Below are 20790 nucleotides of genomic sequence, written 5' to 3' on the forward strand. Positions count from 1 at the left end.
CAATAAGTTAGGTGGCTTCGTTTAGTTGGCGCACCTAGGTATCAATATGAACAACGACATCGAAAAAGATTTTAATTTGGGCGGTAGTATCGACCGTGCACTTTCCGGCGATTATGAGCTCAAAGCAACGGCTGTATTCCAAGAAGCTTGGAAACATACGATAAGTCACTTTCTTTCGTTTTCCCCTGCGATTGTTGCGCTGATGTTCGTGCAATTGGCTATCTTTTATATCGCACTAAAACTGCAGCTTGGTGACCCCGCGATTATCTTAGACGCGGTTATCGACCCAGAGGCATTTACACCACAGGTCGTTGAATCCATTTTTATTGCTAACTTCAGCTACGAAGTAATCAGCGCGCCTATCTATGCTGGCATCTGTTTAATGGCAATGAGCCACGCCGCAGGCTTACAAACCAAAGTACGTCATATCGGAAAAGGTTTACAGTTCACGGTTCCAGTCATTCTCGTTACTTTGTTCAGCCTCATGCTTCAAGGCATTGCAGGTATGCTTTTGCCATTTTTGTCTATCTACTTCTCACTAGCATTCAGCAATTCAATTCTGCTGATTTGTGATAAGAAAGTACCGCCAATGCAATCGCTGCTGCTTTCTCTAAGAGCGGTAAATAAGAAAATCTTCGTCGTCGCATCTATCTACTTAATGGTTATGCTGATGTTCATTGTGGCGGCAATGATGTACGGCATTGGCTTGATATTCGTTCTTCCGTTTTTCTTTCATGTGAAAGGCATCATCTACCGTGAAATGTTTGGTATCAAACTGAAGGTTATTGCGTCAGATCGACATAATAGTGATGACGACAACAGCAACGGTGACAGTAATAACGACGGCAACAACAGTAACGATGGTAACAAAAACAAAAACCCTCAGGTGTTCGATGCGTAATAATGTCAAAGGCAGCGCAAGTAAATCACTTGCGCTAAAGGTAACTGCACTGGCGATCGTGGGTTCTATCTCACTGGTTGGTCCATACATTTACCAAGAAGAAGAGCGCCGACGTTCAGCAGACCAAAGTTCAAATACATCAAGTGAGTTTGGTGATTTGACCGTGGCTTCAGATCGACCAAATTTTGCTGCTATCGAAGATGTGAACGTGAAAAAAGACACATTCTTTTCGTTCCTTCGCCCAAGCATCAATATTGAAAACAAACGTATCACCAAAGAACGCGCGTTTTTAACTAAGCTATCTGAATCTGGTTTGAGCAATATTGACTCTGAAGACGCGTCTTATGCGAAAAGGCTAGGGAAGTTGTACAGCTTACCAGTGCCTAGTGAAGGTTTAGATCAGGCATGGCTGACAGAGATGCTGAGCCGTGTCAACGTACTGCCAGAGGCGCTAGTACTGACACAGGCTGCTAATGAATCGGCTTGGGGGACATCGCGTTTCGCCACCAAAGCCAACAACTATTTCGGACACTGGTGTTACACCAAAGGTTGTGGACTTGTTCCGCTACAACGTAACGAAGGTAGTTCGCATGAAGTGGCTACATTCTCTTCAAGCCAAGAATCGGTTCATCGTTACTTCATGAACTTGAATCGTAATCGTGCTTATGCCGATTTAAGAGCGATTCGAGCAAAACTGGCTACTCAGGGCGACGATTTGTTAACTACTGAATCTGCGACAGAGCTAACCAACGGCTTGCTAAAATATTCTGAGCGAGGTTCAGACTATGTGACTGATTTACAAGCTATGATCCGTCACAACGAGGTATACTGGAAAAAGTAACTCGATTTGGTCTCAGTTTGGTTAACCACGAAAGTAAGTTATCATCCAAACGGCATCACACAAAGAGCAGCTAACGGCTGCTCTTTTTAATTATGAACGCTCAACTTCGACAAGATTATAATAATGAAAAAGACAGTACTCGCTCTATTAGCCACTTTAAGCCTTGGCGTTTCTCTTCCTGCTTCGGCGCAAGAATACATGTTCACGTATTCTAAACTCTATACTCAGCTGAAAAACAACACCAAAGAAGGGCACGATGATGTCAAAGTTGCGGTCTTCTTTGTTGACCAACAAGCACAGAAAACCTGTCACATCAGCAAAGCTTGGATGGAGAAAGAAGAGCATTACGAAGAGTTGAAAGTGTCTCCTGCGAATGAGCTGCTTCTACCGGTAGATAAAAACCTACGCTCAGCAAACCCTCTTATCTTTGTACAAACCCAAGAACAAGAATGTGCGTATTCGCTCGTCGTAATGACTCAGGAGCCTTTGGCTGGAACGGTTGAGGTTACACAGTTAGAAAACCTTTTACCACAGATGCAAGCGATGCTAGAAGACGTCAGCGGCATGTTCTCTAGTTGGTTCACTCCTGATATTCAAGGTTTGACGCTAGAATTTGATAGTAAACTTGAAGGCAACATTACTCTGTCTAATGGTAAGCAAATCCCAATCAAAGAAGGGCGTGCGAAATTCACGCTGGACGAACTGAATGGAAGTAACAGCATCACGTTACCAGAAGCCACAGTTCGTGTTTTGCCTTACATCCCTGCGCAATAATAACTACCGGCCAGAAGCTGTTTGCTCAGCTTAAGATCTTGACGAAACAGCCTGTTCTTCTTTGAACAGGCTGTTTTCGTTTAAAGTCTTAAACCTAAACCTTTAAATCTTGCCAAATCACACATCTCAACGGCCTTTCATCTTTGATTCTTACCTCTTATTGCGACATATTTTTCTCACCGCTAGAGGACAGATCGTATGATAAGGCGGAATCTTTCTCCTGCTTGGCTTGTTTATCCTGTCGTTACTGTTCCAACCTGAAATAAAAATCCGTATAATCCACGCCCTAAAACAGTCCCACTAGCAATCTACAGTCGGTAATACGACGGTGTGAGAGTCGCAATGAACCAAAACGAAAATAAAAAAGATACACTTGAATTCAACAAGCTTCAGAAACTTCTAAGAAGAAATGTTGGGAATGCCATCGTCGACTACAACATGATCGAAGAGAATGACGTAGTAATGGCGTGTATTAGTGGCGGTAAAGATTCATTTGCGATGCTAGACATTTTGCTACGTTTGCGTGAAGCAGCACCCATCAAATTTGATGTTGTTGCCGTAAACCTAGACCAAAAACAACCGGGGTTCCCTGAGCATATTCTTCCTGAGTACTTTGAAACTCTGAACATTCCTTACTACATTGTAGATAAAGATACGTACTCAGTGGTAAAAGAAAAAGTGCCAGAAGGTAAGACAACTTGTGGCCTTTGTTCACGTCTGCGTCGCGGTACTTTGTACTCGTTTGCAGAGAAGATTGGCGCAACGAAGATTGCTCTAGGTCACCACCTAGACGACATTGTTGAGACTATGTTCCTGAACATGTTCCACGGTGCTCGCCTTAAGGCTATGCCACCTAAGCTTCGCTCTGACGATGGTCGTAACGTTGTAATCCGTCCTCTGACTTACTGTCGCGAAACGGACCTAATCAAATACGCAGAGCATAAAGAGTTTCCGATCATTCCGTGTAACCTGTGTGGTTCTCAAGAAAACCTGCAACGTCAAAACATCAAAGCGATGCTAATTGATTGGGATAAACAGACTCCAGGCCGTGTTGAGAAGGTCTTCAAGTCAATTCAGAACGTGAGCCCAAGCCAATTGGCTGACCGTGAGTTGTTTGATTTCATTAACCTTCCACTGGATCGTAGCGAAGATCGCAAAGCATACGAATTCGAAGAAGCTGAAATCTCGTCTTCAAACATTGATGAGTCAATGTTCATCGACGTAACTAACCTATAACGCGATATAAACGATTCTGTTGTTGGAATCGCGTAAGCTTTAGATAAACAAAAACGCCTCAAGCATTGCTTGAGGCGTTTTTTAATTATAAAAAAACCAACTATTTAGACAGGTTCGGATCGAGCGGGCTAACGTAACCTGACGGTTTAAGAGCCAGTACATCGCAGTTAATCTTATCGATGACATGTTCCGCAGTATTGCCGATAAACACGGCAGACAAGCCAGTACGACCAGTTGTACCAAGGATAACCATAGCCGCATTGTGTTCAGACGCTACACGAGGAATAACATCTTCAGGCAAGCCTTGCTCAACCACGGTTTGCTCTTCACACATACCGTGTTTCTGGCGTAGTGCTTTCATCGCGGTTAAGTGATGGCCACGAACCGCATCAGTATAAGAGGTTGGGTCAAACTCTGGCAATTCGATTGTGATATTCGCAGGTGTCACCGGGTAGGCGTTCACCAAGAACGGTTCAGCATCCAAACGACCAGTGATCTCAAGTAATCTGTCGACCATCGTATCATTGAGCTCTAAGTGAGCTTCTGTTTCAGAGCCAACATGAACGGAAGCGTAGATCTTCGCGTGTTCTGGCCAGAAATCATTTTTAACCAACAGCACTGGGCTAGGGCACTTTCTTAATAGGTGCCAGTCGGTTGGAGTAAAGATGACCGATTCTAAGGTATCGTGCTTACGCGTGCCTTTGATCAAAATGTCATGCTCGCCACTGTAAACCTCAGCAATGATCGCTTCATACGGGCGATTATGCCAAACCACTTGTACGTTAAATTCAATAGAATCATCAAGGTAAGGAGCAGCAACCTTATTCATCCAAATTTCACGCTGATGAATTACGCCTTTGCGCATTGCGTCTCTCTCATCGACAGAGAGCATAGATGTCATTTCATACGAGAAGTCGTAGATCGACAAAAAGAAAGTGATGTGGCTTGTTGAAGTGCTTTTCTTGGCAAGTTGGATAGCACGAACTAGAGCAGGTTGCTCATCGTGATTAATGTCTGCGACAACTAAAATTTTGTTATAGATACTCATAACTAAGCCTACTTTTCAGACCGAACATATAAATAATGTAGCGTAGTTATGGAGAGAATAAGAGAAATATAAGAGGTTTTAAGAGAGAAACATGATGTAGCTCATTATTGAACTACATCATTGATATCTAGACTATTCTTTTGAAACGCCAGCAAGTTCCATCAACGCATCGTGATCTTCGATAGTGATGTATTTACCTTTAACGCTCAAGATGTCCGCTTTTTGGAAACGACCTAACAGACGGCTGATTGTTTCAACAGTCAAACCAAGGTAGTTACCAATATCGCCACGAGTCATCGTTAAGCGGAACTCACGAGGGCTGAAGCCACGCTGAGAGAAGCGAGTTGAAAGGTTGTAAAGGAATGCCGCAAGGCGCTCTTCCGCGTTCTTTTTAGAAAGAAGCAGAATCATTTCCTGGTCACCTTTAATCTCATTACTCATCAAACGCATAATCTGCTGACGCAATTTAGGCATTTTCCCTGATAAATCATCGAGAATCTCATATGGAATTTCACATACCATAGAAGTTTCCAAAGCTTGAGCGAAACTAGGGTGTTCGTCACCCGTGATCGCGTCAAAGCCAACAAGATCGCCCGCTAAGTGGAATGCAGTAATCTGCTCATCACCTTGCTCGGTAATCGTATAGCTTTTAATCGTTCCAGAGCGAATAGCATAAAGAGACTTAAGTTCGTCTCCCGCTTTAAATAGCTCTTGGCCTTTTTGAATAGGTTTCTTTCTTTCAATGATCTGATCAAGTTGATCTAGCTCAGATTCATTCAAAGTAAATGGGATACAGAGTTGGCTAATACTACAATCTTGGCAGTGGATCGCACAGCCACCAGACTGAACTCGTTTCGTCACAGGCTTTTCAGAAATCATAACAATCTTTCACTATTTGATATACGTCAATATTTTAGCATTCCTTAATCCTAAAGGGTAGTAAAAAAACCGGATTAAAGACACCACTATACGGTATAAATAATGAGCTGTAGCGCCATATAACCGGTATAGAAGCCGTAAATGAGGATTAAAATTGCGCCAAACTGGCGAAATAAGTCAGCTTGTTGCAGTTTTTTGAGGAAATTGGCGCCCATTCCAACCGTGAGCATCGCTGGAAGAGTACCTAAACCGAAAGCAAGCATGATACCAGATCCGTTATACCAACTTCCTGACACTGCCGCCCACGTTAGCATTGAGTAAACAAGACCACATGGAAGCCAACCCCAGATAAAACCAAAAGGTAAAGCATGGCTAGGGTGCTTCAATGGTAGAAATGATTTGCCTAAAGGTGAGATATAACGCCATAGCTTCTGTCCAACTTTTTCAAAGAACAACAAGCCAAACCACCATTTACCAATATACAAACCTAAGACGATCATAAAACCAGCCGCAAACAAACGCAGCCAGCCCAGCAGAGCATTAAAATCGCTCAGCTGACCTATCGAAGAGATTGCACCACCAATCACACCGCCAATCACAGCATAGCTTAGCAAGCGCCCTAAGTTATAAAGCAGGGGAATGACAGGGGAAGGTTTACTGTTGCCAATCGAAAGAAGCGACGCAATACCACCACACATTCCCATGCAATGGCCTGCGCCGATCAACCCAACAACAAAGGCTCCGATCCAATCAGGCGTCATCGTTCTTTTTGTCTAAGTTAGTTTGGATTTCTACGTTAGCTTTCTCATTATTGACAGGTTTACTATCAGAATGATGATGAACATTAGTATCTTCATCAAACAGAATGTTATGGCCTTGGCGTTCAAGGTCTTCAAACTGCTCGCTCTTCACTGCCCATAGAAAGATTCCAACAGCAATGCACACAAGTACGATCGCAATTGGAATGAGTATGTATAAACTTTCCATTATTTACCTTGCTCTTTTAAAAGCCTTAACGAGTTAGATACTACAATAATAGAGCTAGCAGACATGCCAACAACGGCAATGTATGGAGCAACCAAACCTGCGACAGCCAAAGGAAGAATAAGTAAGTTATATCCTAGTGACCAAGCTAGGTTTTCACGGATTATCCTACGCGTTTTTAGCGCTAAAGTACGGGACTTAAGTAATCTATCGAGCTTATCACCCAATAGCACCATATCCGCAGAGGCTTTCGCCACATCAGTACCGCCGCCCATAGCAACAGACAGGTGAGCACCGGCAAGAATAGGGGCGTCATTGATACCGTCACCAACCATCATGGTGATGTCACTTGCGTCTCTAGAGTTTAAATAAGCCAGCTTGTCTTCCGGCTTCGCGTTAGCAACAATGTCAGTAATACCAATCTCTGCAGCAACAGGCTTCGCATTAATCAAAGAGTCGCCAGTCAGCAGCGTGGTTTTGATTCCCGCTTCTTTGAATTGCTTAATAAACTCGATACTTTCTTTGCGAATCGGATCTTCATAAGTGAATGTTGCAATATGACGACCAGACATCGACAAGTAAATACCGTTACTTTCAGATGGCTGAGCTTCACCTAGAATGAACTCGCTGCTACCAATCGCCACTTCTTGCCCATTCAACTCGCCAGTAATGCCCGAGCCAATCACGTTGTTTACCGACTCCACTTCGATATCATCAGAAATATAAGTTTTGAACGCTTTAGCGATAGGGTGGTTAGCGTGTTGCTCTAGGCTTGCTGCAGCTTGCAAACAAGTGTCTTTATCAAGGTCAGCAAACGTCTCGACTTTACTGATACGAATATCACCTTCAGTCAGAGTGCCCGTTTTATCGATGATTAAGTGGTTTACCTTGCACAAGGTTTCAAACACATGGCCTTTGCGCAGCAAGATACCGAAGTTACCCATGCGAGAAGTTGAGCAAGTAATCGCGGTCGGCGTCGCAAGAGACAGAGCGCAAGGGCAGGTCGCCACTAATACTGAAAGCATGATCCAGAAAGCGTCTTCTGGTCGTGTTTGATGCCAGTAGAACCAAGTCCCGAATGAAATGATTAAGATAACCGCGACAAAGTATCGAGCCACCACATCGGCGATTTCAGCAATTCGGGGTTTAGACAATTGAGCTTCATCTTGAAGACGAACGATATTAGAAATAACCGAATCCGCTTTAGAGGTCATCACTTCCAATTCAAACGATTCATCACCATTCAATGTGCCAGCAAAGACCGTATCACCTTCATTCTTGACCACATGGATAGATTCGCCAGTCAGCATGGATTCATCGATATGAATTCTGCCAGACAATACTTTGCCATCTGCGGGAATATGTTCACCCGGTAGAACGCGAATCTGGTCGCCAACTTTTAAGGTTTTTACCGGTACTTGCTCACCGTCTAGCGTTGTCGCCATCGCAGGAACGAGCTTAAGCAGGTTACCGCTAGCTGCTGCAGCTTTACGACGCGCGCGCATCTCAAGGAAACGACCAAGCAACAAGAAGAAGGTGAACATCGAGATAGATTCAAAGAACACTTCACCTTGCTCTGTCACTGTTGCCACTAAACTCGCAACGTAAGCAAATAGCAGAGCGATCGAAACGGGTACATCCATACCCAATGTTCGGCCTTTAATACTGCGCCACGCATTAATATAGAAAGGTAACGCAGAGTATAGGAGAACAGGTGTTGCGAAGATCAAACTTACCCAACGGAAGTAACTTTTGAATTCAGGTTCAAGGCTGCCAAATACTTCGAGGTAGAGCGCTACAGCTAACATCATGACTTGCATGGTCGCTAAACCAGCAATACCAAGACGATAGAGATAATTCTTCATCGATCGATGATAGGCGGCTTCTTGTTGATCAGCCTCGAATGGAGCGGCTTTGTAGCCTAGGGTATGGATTGCAGACAACAGCTCGCTCAGTTTAGCCTGAGTGTTGTCCCAGCTGAGCAGGGCGCGGTTAGTCGTGGTATTAACACGAATGCTAACAACCCCTAACTTTGAAGAGACTTGCTTTTCAATAAGCCATGCACAAGCAGCACAAGAGACACCTTCGAGTGACAATGTCACTTCAGATGTATTTTCAGAGTTACGGACGAACTCCAATTGAACATCTTCGTTGTCGTAATGACTGAGTGCCAGAAGTTGCTCTGGAACTAGATCCGCTTTTTCAGCCGGAGCGGTACGATATTGGTAATAAGAGACCAAACCGCTATCAACGATTGTCTGGGCTACGGTTTCGCAACCTGGACAACACATCGGTCGAACCGATCCTAAGATTTCCACTTTAAAATCCGTTTCCGCTGGTACATCTTCACCGCAGTGATAACAGGATTCACACATAAGCTTTAGTTCGTTAGTTGAGTAGGAGTATCAATTGGGAAGTTCATGCGACCTTGCACTAACCATTCAGAATCATGCGGAGAAAGCTCGATAAACCATGGACCTTGCATTTCATGGTCCAGAGTCAACGTGTAGTTCCCGCTCGCATCAGCGGTCAGTAGCTGAGTAAAATCACGGTCAGGGAGCGTTCGGTGCACGAACATTGCACTAATAGCAGGGAAGTGGTCTAGCTTGCCTTTGTCTAGGGTAATGATAACTGAATTACCTTTCTCGCTAACTGAAGCTGATAGGCCAAGCTCTTTAGCAACGTTTACTTTTGAAATGTCGACATTAATACCTTTACCTTTTTTATAGTAATCTTCAGTGACAACGTTAACTGAATGGTTGGTAAGTATCGCGACTCGAACCAATGTTAGCATAGAAACGCCAACGGTTAGGAAGATCAAAAACCACGGCCAAAACTGCTTATACCAAGGTTGTACCATATTATTATTCTCAATATATCCAATGAAATAAAACTAATTTTTACAAACACTTAAGGTTATAACTGTAAAAGAAAGACAGCCCCTTAAGAAGGGGCTGTTATTATTATGTTACTCTTTATCTGAGTTGCTGAGGCTCCAGACGTAGGCAGCGACGAGCTGAACCTTATCCTCACCGAGGATGTCCTTCCAAGCCGGCATTACACCAGAACGACCGTTCATTACTGTTTCAGTTACATCAGCACGAGAATCGCCAAACAACCAATCGCGGTCTGTTAGGTCAGGAGCACCAACAGCAGGGTTACCCTTGCCATCTGTACCGTGACACGCAGCACACACTACGAAACGTGCTTTACCAGCTTCTGCTTCACGTACGTTCACGCTACGACCAGAAAGGCTAAGAGTGTAGCTAACCACTTCTTTAACGCCTTCTTCGCCAAGTGCGTCTTTCCACGCTGGCATTTGACCGACACGACCATGCATGATGGTAGTAACGATCGCTTGTGGTTCACCGCCATATAGCCATGCATCGTCAGTCAAGTTAGGGAAGCCCTTTTGACCACGAGCATCAGAACCATGACACTGAGAACAGTTTTGCAGGAACAAGCGTTGACCAACTTTGATTGCGTCAGCATCTGATGCAATGTCAGGAACAGAACGAAGACCGTTCTCATCATGAGCTAGCTTCTTAAATGCTTCGCCAAAGTAAGTGTTCGCGTCATCAAGCTCTTTTGCGTACTCATCTAACTGTTTGTTAGCTTGAGCTGCCGCGATTGCAGAGCGAGACTCTTCTACGCTACGAACTGTTTGGTTTGAACTCGTCCAACCTAGTAGACCTTTAAAGTTGCCAAGGCCCGGGTATAGAGCAAGATAAACAGCTGCAAACACAATTGTGCTAACGAAAAGGTATGTCCACCATTTAGGTAGTGGGTTATTAAGCTCACGAATACCATCGTATTCATGGCCCATGTCATGACCTTCTTCTACACCTGTTTTATCGTTGGAACACCAACGAAGTAAGGCTGCACAGCCAATCAACGTACCGATTGTGATGACTGTTACCCAAATACTCCAGAATGTACTCATTACTTCGTCACTCCTTGATTTTTATCTTTCGCAGGTGCTTCATCAGCGAACACTAGGTTTGCATCTTCGTCGAAGCGCGACTTACGATTTTTACCGAAAGCCCACCAAACGATGCCGATGAAACAAGCAAAAACAGTAACAGTCCAAACACTTTGAAATGTAATAATGTCCATAATTATTCCTTATTTCATTGCGTGGCCAAGCGATTGAAGGTAAGCGATGATTGCATCCATCTCTGTTTTTCCTTCAACATCTTGTTTAGCGTTAGCAATTTGTTCGTCTGTGTAAGGAACACCAAATTGATTACGGAAGATTTCAAGCTTCTGCTTAGTCAATTTGCCATCAAGTACATTCTCAGCAAGCCATGGGAAACCAGGCATGTTTGATTCAGGAACAAGTTCGCGAGGGTCGAGAAGGTGAACACGGTGCCACTCATCAGAGTAACGATCACCAACACGCGCTAGATCTGGGCCAGTACGCTTAGAACCCCATAGGAATGGATGTTCCCAAACACTTTCGCCAGCTACAGAGTAGTGACCGTAACGTTCAGTTTCAGAGCGGAAAGGACGAATCATTTGGCTGTGACATACGTTACAACCTTCACGAATGTAAATATCACGACCTTCCATTTCCAGAGCAGAGTAAACGCGTAGGTTTTCTACAGGTTCAGTCGTTTGCTTTTGGAAAATAAGCGGGGTGATTTCTACTAAAGCACCAAAGCTGATTGCGATAACAATTAAGATCGCGAGTAGACCAACGTTTTTCTCGACCAACTCATGGCGATTATTTGAATTTGAGCTCATTCTAAATCTCCTTAAGCCGGTTGAGGGATAGCTTTAAGGCTATCTTTAGGTGCAGAAACAGTTTTGTACGTGTTGTATGCCAGTAAGAACATACCAGATAGGAAGATAAGACCACCTAAGAAACGTACAAAGTAGAACGGGTAAGAAGCTTCTACAGACTCTACGAAGCTGTAAGTCAATGTACCGTCAGAGTTAACTGCACGCCACATCAGACCTTGCATCACACCAGAGATCCACATTGCAACAATGTAGAAAACTGTACCAATCGTTGCTAACCAGAAGTGAACATTGATTAGAGATACAGAGTACATACGCTCTTGACCAAATAGTTTAGGAACTAAGTGGTAAACCGAACCAATTGAAACCATAGCAACCCAACCTAACGCACCAGAGTGAACGTGACCGATGGTCCAGTCCGTGTAGTGAGATAGTGCGTTAACCGTTTTAATTGCCATCATAGGGCCTTCGAAAGTCGACATGCCGTAGAATGATAGAGAAACGATAAGGAAACGTAGGATTGGGTCGTAGCGAAGCTTATGCCACGCGCCAGATAGAGTCATAATACCGTTGATCATGCCACCCCAAGATGGAGCAAACAGAACCAAAGACATAACCATACCTAGAGACTGAGTCCAGTCTGGAAGTGCAGTGTAGTGTAGGTGGTGAGGACCAGCCCAGATATACAGTGACACAAGAGCCCAGAAGTGAACAATCGACAAACGGTAAGAGTAAACAGGGCGACCAGCTTGTTTAGGAACGAAGTAATACATCATACCTAGGAAACCAGCTGTCAATAGGAAGCCTACCGCATTGTGTCCGTACCACCATTGCACCATTGCATCGATCGCTCCGGAATAAATCGAGTACGATTTAAACGCAGATACAGGAACAGCTAGGCTGTTAACGATGTGCAACACGGCAACCGTGATGATGAAGGCTCCGAAGAACCAGTTAGCTACATAAATGTGCGATGTCTTACGCTTAATCATGGTTCCGAAGAACACGACCGCATAAGCTACCCACACAAGAGTAATAGCAATATCGATTGGCCATTCAAGTTCTGCGTATTCTTTACCAGAGGTTAGACCTAACGGTAAAGTAATTGCAGCGGACAGGATAATCGCTTGCCAACCCCAAAAGGTAAAGGCTACGAGAGGGCCACCAAAGAGACGCGTCTGACAGGTACGTTGTACAACATAATATGATGTTGCAAACAGCGCACTTGTACCGAACGCAAAAATAACCGCATTAGTATGCAGGGGACGTAAACGACTGTACGTCAGCCACGGCGTATCAAAGTTTAGCTGTGGCCAAACTAATTGAGCGGCAATCAAAACACCAACGCCCATACCGACAATACCCCACAAAATTGTAACGAGGGTAAATTGACGGACGACCGTATAGTTGTAGTTTTGTTCAAGCTGCTTTTCTTGGCTCATTTGCATGCTTCCAATTTCTTATTTACTACACTTTACTTCCAACACGACTCACGTCGTAATGCCACCCAAATTAGAAAAGGAAATTCAGCCTATTCAGGGCTTTATTTCCACTTGCTGATTTTAAAAAAAAGTGGCATTTTCAACGCGACACTATACTTGAATTAACAAATCAATGACAGAGTAGTAACCTTACGCTTGGTCTGGAATTGGATTTTTATTTAAAAACTTTGAACTTTGTAACAAGGAGTAAAGATTATAATGGCGGCACAAAAGCTAACAAAAGGCAGGCTTGTTCAAATTATCGTCATGTTGGTTATTTTAATAGCGGCATTTACTTGGAGAACAGTAACATACGATAATCACGAAACAGTAAGCTGTATAATTTCAAAACCGTGTGAATTTGGTATTGATAATCATAATGTTTTAATTTCGGGCGATAGATCAGGGTATTCAATCGAAACATCTAAAACTGGCAAATTTATCATTAGCTACAATGAGAGTGGAATTCTAGAAGAAAAAGGGCCATCGAATTGGCTGTTACAAACTAATGATAAGACCTCCTCAATAACAGTTACATTTCCACAACAGATAAGCACGTTTTCCGTAAACCTTTCTAAAGAGTAATAGAGGGAAAACTGAGTCACGCCTCGGTTCTTTTGATAGAAATATGTACCAAATCAGTGAAACACCATGCATTAAAGTGTTATAAAGAGGACATTAACAAAGTTTCCCGGAATCTATGAAATTTCTATCAAAAGTCTCTTATTCCCTAGACGATAAAATCGCAGTAGATGAGTTGCTCAGTGGAGTAGAAAACCCTGACGATATTGCCTGTCTTATTTGCTACTGCACAGAAGAGTACTCAACACTCGCTGTGCAGAGATATTTCGTAGATGCTCTCCCTAACACCCCAATACATGGCTGCACCACTTGTCACGGCATTATGACCGAAACTGGGTTCCACTCCGGCCCAGTGATAGGCGTACTCATCATCTATGACTCTGGGATCAACGCCTATGGTACGGGTATCGAGCATTTTAGCGACTCCATAAACCAAAGTACCTTTAGCGCCATCGATAAAGCACTTAAGAACGCCAACCGAGAAGGTGAAATCCCTGATCTTATCTTACTGCATTCCACTCCAGGCAATGAAGAGAAGGTGATGGCGGCTATCGATAAGAAGTTTGGTACTGAGGTACCTGTTATTGGCGGCAGCGCGGCGGACAATCAGGTTTCTGGAAACTGGAGTATCTTTACCGAAGAGTCACTCTCTATCAATGGCGTATCTTTAACTGTGGTATTTGCATCTCAGTCCATCTATTCGTCTTTTAGTGCAGGCCATACGCCCACTCGCTATTCTGGGACCGTGACCAAAGTAAGAAACCGAATATTGTTGGAGATTGACCATAGACCAGCCGTCACCGTTTATAACGAATGGACCAATTTCCATCTAGGTGGTAGTGATGATGGCTATATATTCGAAAAGTCGTCCGTGTATCCGCTAGGGCGAAAAGTTGGCTCTTCATACGACTACCCATATTTCAAATTGTCCCACTCAATCAGAGAAACAGAGTGCAATGGAATCGAGCTATTCACAGATATCAGTGAAGGCGACACCATTTATTTGATGCAGGGCTCTAAACAGCAATTGATAAGCCGTGCCGCTAATATTATTCACTCTTCTTACTACAACGACATGGATTTAGAAGAGAAACTAGGTGCGATCAACATCTTCTGTGCAGGTCCAATGTTGAACCTTAAGCAAGATATGGACGAAGTATGCGATCAAATAAATCAAGCACTTAACGGACTCCCATACATATGCCCATTCACCTTTGGTGAACAAGGAAGGTTATCTGGCGGTGAGAGTGCGCACGGAAATTTAATGGTATCGTCTGCAACGTTTTATAGGTTGAAAAAATAATGGGCTCTGAAGGTCAAGAAGCGCTGCAAGAAGCACGTATTGAACTGCAAAAACTAAAAGCCCGTGAGCGAAAACTGGCTGAAGAGAACAGGGTGATCTTATCAACCATCTCTGCGATCAGTAAGGCAAGTAACATATCTGAGATATTTTATAGTCTTGAATTTGTGCTCAAAAAATACATTAAGTTTGATGACTTTATCGTAATATCTAGGGTAGGGAACGAAGGCAATTTCAAAACCCTACTAACCAATAACAAAGTCTTCGAACAAATGAATTGGAGTGATTGTGGCAAGCTATCTCGAGTGATCAATGGAGAATGCGCCATCCTTTTTGAACCCAAGTCTCTAGGTGAATTCAATTCCTTACATCCTATTATCCTCGATCAAATCAACTCTGTTCTAATTACTGGTATCGATAGCGGGCTAACACAATCCGTCATCATCTTTATCCACTCCAATACCAAGCACTTTAGTGTTGAAACCAAAGCAACCCTAAACCGCTTTAGACCACTGATTGAGCGTGCGGTTTTCGATATTGAAAACAAAGAAAAGCTTGAAGCAACCGTTCGAGAACGAACAGCAGAGCTTGTCACAGCAAGAAAAGACGCAGAAAGAGCCAACAAGGCCAAGTCTGAATTCCTCGCAATGATGAGTCATGAATTAAGAACACCGCTAAATGCCATCATTGGCTTGATAGACACGCTGAAATCCACACCTCTGAACGACGAACAACAGTCTATACTGCTTAATATGAGCACATCATCTGAGCTTCTACTGGCAATTATCAGTGACGTATTGGATTTTTCTAAGATTGAATCTGGATGTTTCTCACTAGCACCTCAATGGAGCAATGTAAGAGACACTGTAACTTTTGTATTGTCTGAACAAAAGAAGACAGCAGACGATAAAGGGTTGGCGCTAACGGTAGCTAGCGATATCCCTGAAGGTGAACTTCATTACATCGACCCAAGTCGCTTAGCACAAATCCTATTTAATTTGATCGGTAACGCGATAAAATTCACTGAACGCGGGCATGTTCATGTTTCTATCAAATACCTGCAGAGCTCATTCTATATAACAGTAGAAGACACCGGGATTGGCATTAGCTCACAACAACTTTCGTCGCTATTCAGCCCATTCGTGCAAGCTGATAGTACAATCACACGCAGATTTGGTGGCACCGGTTTAGGCCTTGCGATAACCAAGCGACTGGTAGAACTGATGCGAGGACGCATATCTGTAGAGAGTGAACCCGGAAAAGGTTCTAAATTCGAAGTGCAGTTACCAGTGCTTACCAGAGTCACGAACAATCTAGCTCACAGTGAAGAGGACAAATCTTCAAGAGAACTCAGAAGTCGCTATTCAGTTTTAGTTGTCGAAGACAATCCTACAAATCAAATGGTGATTAAATTGATTCTAACGCGACAAGGCCACGAAGTTTTTATCGCAAGTAACGGTGAAGAAGCAATTGGATTTGTTGAAAGAGGAAACGACTCGATAGATATTATCTTGATGGATGTGTCGATGCCCGTAATGGATGGCCTAACGACAACTAAATACATGAGAGACGCGAACATCAAAACGCCAATCGTCGCGCTAACAGCACACACATCACTAGAAGATAAATATTCCTGCTTAGATGTAGGCATGAATGATTTCGTCACCAAACCAGTAAGAACCAAAGAGATCACAGAGGCTATCGATCGATTAATGCTTGAAATCTAATAAACGTATTCTTAATCGAAGATTAGGATATATGTTTATTAGGTATTTTATGGTAAATAGCCTTACTGTTAAATAGAACGTCAATTTGGTAGATAAACAAGAGGCAGGGCATCACACAAAGATACCTGCCTTATAAACGCCAAACTAAATTTAACATAATATACATAATACGCAGTGACTGTGTTAGAGCAATTTAGTAATGCCCGGTTTGAGCCATTTTAAAATGTCCTCCTAAGCTTTCCTATATTGGTCTGCTTAGGAGTTATCCGGATGCTTATTACTATGAGTGAAAAAGATATTCATCGATTCAAGGTGCTTACTGACGTACGTGAAAAACGACTACGCCAAGTTGACGCTGCTATCATTTTGAATCTGTCTGCGCGTCATATCCGACGTTTGGTAAACAAACTGGTCTCTCTTGGCGCTCAAAGTCTTACACACGCAGCGCGTGGACGCCCAAGTAATCGACGCTACTCAGAACATTTCAGAATTGAAATACTGAAACTTATCCGTGAGCATTACTCTGACTTCTCACCAACGTTCGCTCTGGAAAAACTGACTGAACGACACAATCTATCCGTCTCTAAAGAAACACTCCGTCAATGGATGATCGCCGACGGACTGTGGCTTCCGCATTCACAACGCAGACCTCAGGTCTATCAGCCTCGTTACCGACGTGACTGTCTTGGAGAATTGATTCAGATAGATGGCTCCCATCATGACTGGTTTGAAGGCCGCTGTGACAAATGCTGCCTATTGGTGTTCATTGATGATGCGACTGGCCGTCTGATGAACCTAAGATTCAGCGAGACAAAATCCGCGTTTGACCACATGATGACCACGCGTGAATACCTCAATGAGCACGGCAAGCACTCGATTTTTCGAGTGAATCAGGAGAAACACAAACAAGTTGGCCAAACTCAATACGGCCGCGTGTTGAAAGAACTGGCCATAGAACTCATCTATGCCAACAGCTCCCAAGCCAAAGGCCGCGTTGAGCGAGCCAACCTTACGCAGCAAGACCGACTGGTTAAAGAGATGCGCTTACAAGGTATCGACACCATCGAACAAGCCAACGCCTGGCTTCCCTACTTCATCACCGATTTTAACCATCGCTTTGCCAAGCCCGCACAGTCCCCGAAAAACATGCATCGTCCGGTTCGAGAGTCAAAGCAGAACTCGACGATACTTTCAAGTGCAAGAAACCCTCAAGAGTCAACTAGAACACTTCCTTTATTAAATTAACCTTACGATTCTCAAATACAGGCTCTAAGCCATTTAGTCCAAACAAAAAGGTTACGTTGTATCTTATTTTCAACTAACCTACTTTAGTTCGCTATTGCTTAACTGCAAAACAAACCACTTAAACCGGTCACTATTTCGTGTTTAAATTTTGATCTATCAAACAGTTGTGCCAATAAATTTGGTGATTGAGCAATCAAATGCTATGCATTCGGGTATGAGTAAGGAATTAAAGTGTTAACATCAAGCAATGTTGTAAACTAGGTGTTTAATATGTTGCCTAAACTTTATAAGTTCAGATCTCTCCACGACAGAAACATACAATCTATTGCCGAATGTTCGTTATGGTTTGATTACGCTAAGACCTTTAATAACCCATTTGAGTCTAACCATCTGCTCGACAAAGAACTTCAGAACGATTTCAAGGTTATGTGTTTTTCTCAGTCGAGTGACCACCCAATACTATGGTCTCAGTATGGCGACAACTTTAAAGGCATGTGCATCGAGTATGATCTCAATTGTTATAATGGTGAGGCCAAGCTCAATTGCTTTGAAGTCCAGTATGAAGACGACCCAAACATGTTCCACTTAGAATCGTTGAATGAATTCCAAACATCTGAATTGGAAGCAGAAATATTTAAGATCAAGCATTCTAATTGGCGTTACGAAAAGGAATATCGCTGGGTGTTACCTAATGAGGAGATACTCGGCAATAAGCTGTACCTTAATAGAGAATGCCTAAGTTCTGTGATCCTCTCTGAACACGCTCCTGCCGACAGGAAGCTTAAAGTTCTGATGACTTGCCAACGCCTTGGTATTCCCGTTAAACATGCAACAGCCAAACAAGAGTCGTTTACATTCGAAGTGGTCATTTAAAATAACACACCAACTGATCCAGTAACCGCCCAAAGGTTACTGCGTAACAAAAAGGGAGCCACATTAATGTAGCTCCCTTTTCCTTTACATGTTCGTCGTCAGTTGTCCAGGCACTCTACACTGCATTTGTTCAATTGTCGTTATAGACATTTGAACTGTGGAAAACCAATAAGGGCGATGCTTAACGTTAAACAATTCGCTGTTATCCAACGCTTCGAAAATAGAAAACTTTCGACCTTGGGCGAGAGCCGCGCCATAAACTGTTCGCTCAAGCACGGGGATATCATTCACTTCCTCTAGAAGCGCCCTCTTAATGAACAGATTACTTGGGCTCCAATCTACAAATTCAACGATATTTTTTAGTAGCTTAAGCTCCAATTTCTCTACCATTACTTCGAGAAACTGTGTGTTTGGTATCACCTCTGTACAAGCATAATATTCATCATGCTTGTCACTTGCTTCACGATAACCAAGCATCGTTTTTACCAATGCATCTTCAAAAGTTGAAGAAAAGTGGTTACAAATCAAGAATAAAGGCAGAACTCTCAAAACACCCAGTAGAATACCGACGTTAGGATCTTTTACCGACGTTTCTTGAAGTCGAATTCGAGTCGCATTTGAAGTCACTACCAGATGCTGCCAAACCTTAGGCGAGATGTGCTTGATGTTGCCATCACTCCATTTAATAAGCTGTTGGCTCATCAGCAATGGAAACAACAAACGACAGTTTCTCGATACCTATTTGGCGCGCTGCAACTTTAGGATCGAGAATTACCTTGGATTTTTTACCATACTTTTCAGTGAACTCACGATTGGAAACAAACTCGATTAAGCTTGAACTTAATGCACTACTTTTGGCTGATATTTCATGAAGCTTAGAAAAGTTTAAGGATGGCGAATAGCCAACATTAGCGAACTGGTTGTAGTCTGGTAGCTCTGAAAACAATGTGCTTATTAAGGTCCCTTGAAGCTTCTCAAGCATAAGCTCCGAGGCTGCATTACTTACATCATCGACCACGTAACGCAGTGTTTGTTGCTTCGCGACGACTTTCTCACGATGAGCGTTAACTCTATCTTGTTCACAACGCAATAAAATACGTTGATTGTGAGATATTCGGTCAGATTCATCAAAAATAACGCTATCACAGTATCTATTTTCCAAACTCAGTAATGTATCTACCGTAGATTGTTCGAGTTTATACTCCGGAGAGATCAGCCACCGATTAAAGCGAGCCTCAACATTGATAGAGACTTTTCTAGATATCTCAATCACTTCAGGGGGGTAATTTTTATGTGCTAACAACAACAGTGACTTTCCTTTGCCCTAAATGCTCTTTTGTCGGCATATCCTGCCTTTATAATAAAACTAATATTAATAGAAATTAGAGATTGGTTCACGTAATTGTTTCAATAAAATTAAGGTTATTTAGTTATAGTGCATGACATCGGATTATTATGTGATATGGAGGCGGATGTACTTTTCAGGAAAGCTGTATTTGAACTTTTTCTTCCTCGGTAAGTGCTTTTTAGCTTGTTTGCATGCTTTGCTATCGCCAGATGTCCTAACCTTTTTAATTCTTGCATAACCTTTAGAGTGCTTCATTTCTATCATCAGGTCGCAATAACCATCAAAATCAATATTATTCTTGTTGAGCCCTTTCAGCATTGTGGCTTTGATTTTTTTGGCTACGGGGTTAACCAATGCATCGTCGGCAAAAACAAATGGGGATAAAAAAAACGACAAGAATATTAGATATCTCATACTGCTCTCTCTTTATTGGGGTTGAGAACAGTATGCTTACAGTTAAGGGGGATGAAGAATTAACTAAGTATGACGTTTTACTAGATAACGCGTAATTCTCGACAATTACGCTTTCTTTGAACCTTTGGATTTAAATCCATTATGCGGAAATACGTTACGAATACGTTGTTGAACGCTTTTAGGTACATCTTTAGTAAATTTGAGATTGTAACCAGAGCGTTTAGCATACACTTTCAGTTCGCCCTTGAAGGAATTATTGTGGCCAATTTCTTGAAGGTTGTGCTTAAAGCTCGGTGGAAGATGACCTTTAACTTGTTCGATCGCCCCGTAACTAAACTTGATTTTCAATACCGGCCGATCAACTGCGACTAACCAAAAAACCAACGCTGCACCAATTAAGATTACATACATCAT

The 20790-nt window shown here is 42.9% G+C and carries 20 protein-coding genes and 2 pseudogenes; 9 read left to right on the plus strand and 13 right to left on the minus strand.

The features are described from left to right. Nucleotides 1-46: 46 nt before the first annotated feature. The 4 genes from DUN60_RS06775 (at nucleotide 47) to ttcA (ending at nucleotide 3752) form a co-directional block, all read left to right on the plus strand. Complete coding sequence (locus DUN60_RS06775) at nucleotides 47-901, plus strand: DUF2189 domain-containing protein (protein ID WP_114633566.1); 855 nt, start codon at nucleotides 47-49, stop codon at nucleotides 899-901. Continuing rightward, nucleotides 894-1742 carry a glucosaminidase domain-containing protein gene (locus tag DUN60_RS06780; RefSeq protein WP_114633567.1) on the plus strand — a complete coding sequence of 283 codons (849 nt, stop codon included), beginning with the start codon at nucleotides 894-896 and terminating at the stop codon, nucleotides 1740-1742. The genes DUN60_RS06775 and DUN60_RS06780 overlap by 8 nt, the downstream gene beginning before the upstream one ends. A gap of 123 nt (nucleotides 1743-1865) precedes the next feature. After that, nucleotides 1866-2516 carry a DUF2987 domain-containing protein gene (locus DUN60_RS06785; RefSeq protein ID WP_114633568.1) on the plus strand — a complete coding sequence of 217 codons (651 nt, stop codon included), beginning with the start codon at nucleotides 1866-1868 and terminating at the stop codon, nucleotides 2514-2516. A 342-nt stretch (nucleotides 2517-2858) separates the two neighbouring features. Beyond that, nucleotides 2859-3752: a tRNA 2-thiocytidine(32) synthetase TtcA gene (gene ttcA / locus DUN60_RS06790; protein ID WP_054547728.1), complete on the plus strand. Its 894-nt coding sequence runs from the start codon at nucleotides 2859-2861 to the stop codon at nucleotides 3750-3752. A gap of 100 nt (nucleotides 3753-3852) precedes the next feature. On the opposite strand, the gene uspE is transcribed toward ttcA, so the two are convergent. From uspE to ccoN, 10 genes are all read right to left on the minus strand, one after another. After that, nucleotides 3853-4800: a universal stress protein UspE gene (gene uspE, locus DUN60_RS06795; protein WP_004733693.1), complete on the minus strand. Its 948-nt coding sequence runs from the start codon at nucleotides 4798-4800 to the stop codon at nucleotides 3853-3855. A 132-nt stretch (nucleotides 4801-4932) separates the two neighbouring features. Next, on the minus strand, nucleotides 4933-5679 hold the full coding sequence (locus DUN60_RS06800; protein WP_004733691.1) for an FNR family transcription factor: 747 nt from the start codon (nucleotides 5677-5679) through the stop codon (nucleotides 4933-4935). 86 nt (nucleotides 5680-5765) lie between these two features. Next, the gene (locus DUN60_RS06805) at nucleotides 5766-6440 is read right to left on the minus strand and encodes a sulfite exporter TauE/SafE family protein (RefSeq protein WP_114633569.1); all 675 of its coding nucleotides are present in this window, start codon (nucleotides 6438-6440) and stop codon (nucleotides 5766-5768) included. Beyond that, nucleotides 6430-6666, minus strand: a complete 237-nt coding sequence (gene ccoS, locus DUN60_RS06810; RefSeq protein ID WP_114633570.1) for a cbb3-type cytochrome oxidase assembly protein CcoS — start codon at nucleotides 6664-6666, stop codon at nucleotides 6430-6432. The genes DUN60_RS06805 and ccoS overlap by 11 nt, the downstream gene beginning before the upstream one ends. Then, nucleotides 6666-9038: a heavy metal translocating P-type ATPase gene (locus DUN60_RS06815; RefSeq protein WP_114633571.1), complete on the minus strand. Its 2373-nt coding sequence runs from the start codon at nucleotides 9036-9038 to the stop codon at nucleotides 6666-6668. Before DUN60_RS06815 ends, ccoS begins: the two co-directional genes overlap by 1 nt. A 5-nt stretch (nucleotides 9039-9043) precedes the next feature. Further along, complete coding sequence (locus DUN60_RS06820) at nucleotides 9044-9523, minus strand: FixH family protein (protein WP_017074288.1); 480 nt, start codon at nucleotides 9521-9523, stop codon at nucleotides 9044-9046. A 108-nt stretch (nucleotides 9524-9631) separates the two neighbouring features. Continuing rightward, complete coding sequence (gene ccoP / locus DUN60_RS06825) at nucleotides 9632-10606, minus strand: cytochrome-c oxidase, cbb3-type subunit III (RefSeq protein WP_004733681.1); 975 nt, start codon at nucleotides 10604-10606, stop codon at nucleotides 9632-9634. Continuing rightward, a complete protein-coding gene (locus tag DUN60_RS06830; protein ID WP_004733679.1) occupies nucleotides 10606-10779 on the minus strand; it encodes a CcoQ/FixQ family Cbb3-type cytochrome c oxidase assembly chaperone in 174 nt (57 codons plus the stop codon). The genes ccoP and DUN60_RS06830 overlap by 1 nt, the downstream gene beginning before the upstream one ends. A 9-nt stretch (nucleotides 10780-10788) precedes the next feature. Further along, nucleotides 10789-11409 (minus strand): cytochrome-c oxidase, cbb3-type subunit II, encoded by a 621-nt coding sequence (ccoO, locus tag DUN60_RS06835; protein WP_004733677.1) that lies wholly within the window; start codon nucleotides 11407-11409, stop codon nucleotides 10789-10791. Between the two features lie 11 nt (nucleotides 11410-11420). After that, nucleotides 11421-12854: a cytochrome-c oxidase, cbb3-type subunit I gene (gene ccoN, locus DUN60_RS06840; protein ID WP_102437077.1), complete on the minus strand. Its 1434-nt coding sequence runs from the start codon at nucleotides 12852-12854 to the stop codon at nucleotides 11421-11423. A 252-nt stretch (nucleotides 12855-13106) separates the two neighbouring features. Between ccoN and DUN60_RS06845 the strand changes: the two genes are divergently transcribed. From DUN60_RS06845 to DUN60_RS06865, 5 genes and pseudogenes are all read left to right on the plus strand, one after another. Further along, nucleotides 13107-13472, plus strand: a complete 366-nt coding sequence (locus DUN60_RS06845; RefSeq protein WP_017080464.1) for a hypothetical protein — start codon at nucleotides 13107-13109, stop codon at nucleotides 13470-13472. Between the two features lie 115 nt (nucleotides 13473-13587). Beyond that, nucleotides 13588-14772: an FIST signal transduction protein gene (locus DUN60_RS06850; protein ID WP_102557215.1), complete on the plus strand. Its 1185-nt coding sequence runs from the start codon at nucleotides 13588-13590 to the stop codon at nucleotides 14770-14772. Then, on the plus strand, nucleotides 14772-16496 hold the full coding sequence (locus tag DUN60_RS06855; RefSeq protein WP_114633572.1) for an ATP-binding protein: 1725 nt from the start codon (nucleotides 14772-14774) through the stop codon (nucleotides 16494-16496). Before DUN60_RS06850 ends, DUN60_RS06855 begins: the two co-directional genes overlap by 1 nt. Before the next feature lie 282 nt (nucleotides 16497-16778). Beyond that, a pseudogene (locus DUN60_RS06860) lies at nucleotides 16779-17666 on the plus strand (ISNCY family transposase); the annotation flags it as partial. 345 nt (nucleotides 17667-18011) lie between these two features. Further along, the gene (locus DUN60_RS06865) at nucleotides 18012-18614 is read left to right on the plus strand and encodes a DUF2971 domain-containing protein (RefSeq protein WP_114633573.1); all 603 of its coding nucleotides are present in this window, start codon (nucleotides 18012-18014) and stop codon (nucleotides 18612-18614) included. An 84-nt stretch (nucleotides 18615-18698) separates the two neighbouring features. On the opposite strand, the pseudogene DUN60_RS06870 reads toward DUN60_RS06865, so the two are convergent. The 3 genes and pseudogenes from DUN60_RS06870 to DUN60_RS06880 form a co-directional block, all read right to left on the minus strand. Then, a pseudogene (locus DUN60_RS06870) lies at nucleotides 18699-19920 on the minus strand (hypothetical protein). Nucleotides 19921-20067: 147 nt separating this feature from the next. Next, nucleotides 20068-20376, minus strand: a complete 309-nt coding sequence (locus DUN60_RS06875; protein WP_114633574.1) for a hypothetical protein — start codon at nucleotides 20374-20376, stop codon at nucleotides 20068-20070. 105 nt (nucleotides 20377-20481) lie between these two features. Next, entirely contained in the window at nucleotides 20482-20790 is a 309-nt protein-coding gene (locus DUN60_RS06880) for a DUF3634 family protein (RefSeq protein ID WP_114633575.1), read from the minus strand.

The sequence above is a fragment of the Vibrio splendidus genome, from assembly GCF_003345295.1.
Taxonomy (GTDB): Bacteria; Pseudomonadota; Gammaproteobacteria; order Enterobacterales; family Vibrionaceae; genus Vibrio; species Vibrio splendidus_K.

Excerpts from the sequence above, each read along its gene's own strand:
- ccoS (WP_114633570.1), bottom strand. The coding sequence starts at position 6,666 with ATGGAAAGTTTATACATACTCATTCCAATTGCGATCGTACTTGTGTGC.
- DUN60_RS06800 (WP_004733691.1), bottom strand. The coding sequence starts at position 5,679 with ATGATTTCTGAAAAGCCTGTGACGAAACGAGTTCAGTCTGGTGGCTGT.
- uspE (WP_004733693.1), bottom strand. The coding sequence starts at position 4,800 with ATGAGTATCTATAACAAAATTTTAGTTGTCGCAGACATTAATCACGAT.
- DUN60_RS06855 (WP_114633572.1), top strand. The coding sequence starts at position 14,772 with ATGGGCTCTGAAGGTCAAGAAGCGCTGCAAGAAGCACGTATTGAACTG.
- DUN60_RS06820 (WP_017074288.1), bottom strand. The coding sequence starts at position 9,523 with ATGGTACAACCTTGGTATAAGCAGTTTTGGCCGTGGTTTTTGATCTTC.
- DUN60_RS06815 (WP_114633571.1), bottom strand. The coding sequence starts at position 9,038 with ATGTGTGAATCCTGTTATCACTGCGGTGAAGATGTACCAGCGGAAACG.
- DUN60_RS06875 (WP_114633574.1), bottom strand. The coding sequence starts at position 20,376 with ATGAGATATCTAATATTCTTGTCGTTTTTTTTATCCCCATTTGTTTTT.
- DUN60_RS06850 (WP_102557215.1), top strand. The coding sequence starts at position 13,588 with ATGAAATTTCTATCAAAAGTCTCTTATTCCCTAGACGATAAAATCGCA.
- DUN60_RS06775 (WP_114633566.1), top strand. The coding sequence starts at position 47 with ATGAACAACGACATCGAAAAAGATTTTAATTTGGGCGGTAGTATCGAC.
- ttcA (WP_054547728.1), top strand. The coding sequence starts at position 2,859 with ATGAACCAAAACGAAAATAAAAAAGATACACTTGAATTCAACAAGCTT.
- DUN60_RS06805 (WP_114633569.1), bottom strand. The coding sequence starts at position 6,440 with ATGACGCCTGATTGGATCGGAGCCTTTGTTGTTGGGTTGATCGGCGCA.
- ccoO (WP_004733677.1), bottom strand. The coding sequence starts at position 11,409 with ATGAGCTCAAATTCAAATAATCGCCATGAGTTGGTCGAGAAAAACGTT.
- DUN60_RS06880 (WP_114633575.1), bottom strand. The coding sequence starts at position 20,790 with ATGATGTATGTAATCTTAATTGGTGCAGCGTTGGTTTTTTGGTTAGTC.
- DUN60_RS06865 (WP_114633573.1), top strand. The coding sequence starts at position 18,012 with ATGTTGCCTAAACTTTATAAGTTCAGATCTCTCCACGACAGAAACATA.
- DUN60_RS06830 (WP_004733679.1), bottom strand. The coding sequence starts at position 10,779 with ATGGACATTATTACATTTCAAAGTGTTTGGACTGTTACTGTTTTTGCT.
- ccoN (WP_102437077.1), bottom strand. The coding sequence starts at position 12,854 with ATGCAAATGAGCCAAGAAAAGCAGCTTGAACAAAACTACAACTATACG.
- ccoP (WP_004733681.1), bottom strand. The coding sequence starts at position 10,606 with ATGAGTACATTCTGGAGTATTTGGGTAACAGTCATCACAATCGGTACG.
- DUN60_RS06845 (WP_017080464.1), top strand. The coding sequence starts at position 13,107 with ATGGCGGCACAAAAGCTAACAAAAGGCAGGCTTGTTCAAATTATCGTC.
- DUN60_RS06785 (WP_114633568.1), top strand. The coding sequence starts at position 1,866 with ATGAAAAAGACAGTACTCGCTCTATTAGCCACTTTAAGCCTTGGCGTT.
- DUN60_RS06780 (WP_114633567.1), top strand. The coding sequence starts at position 894 with ATGCGTAATAATGTCAAAGGCAGCGCAAGTAAATCACTTGCGCTAAAG.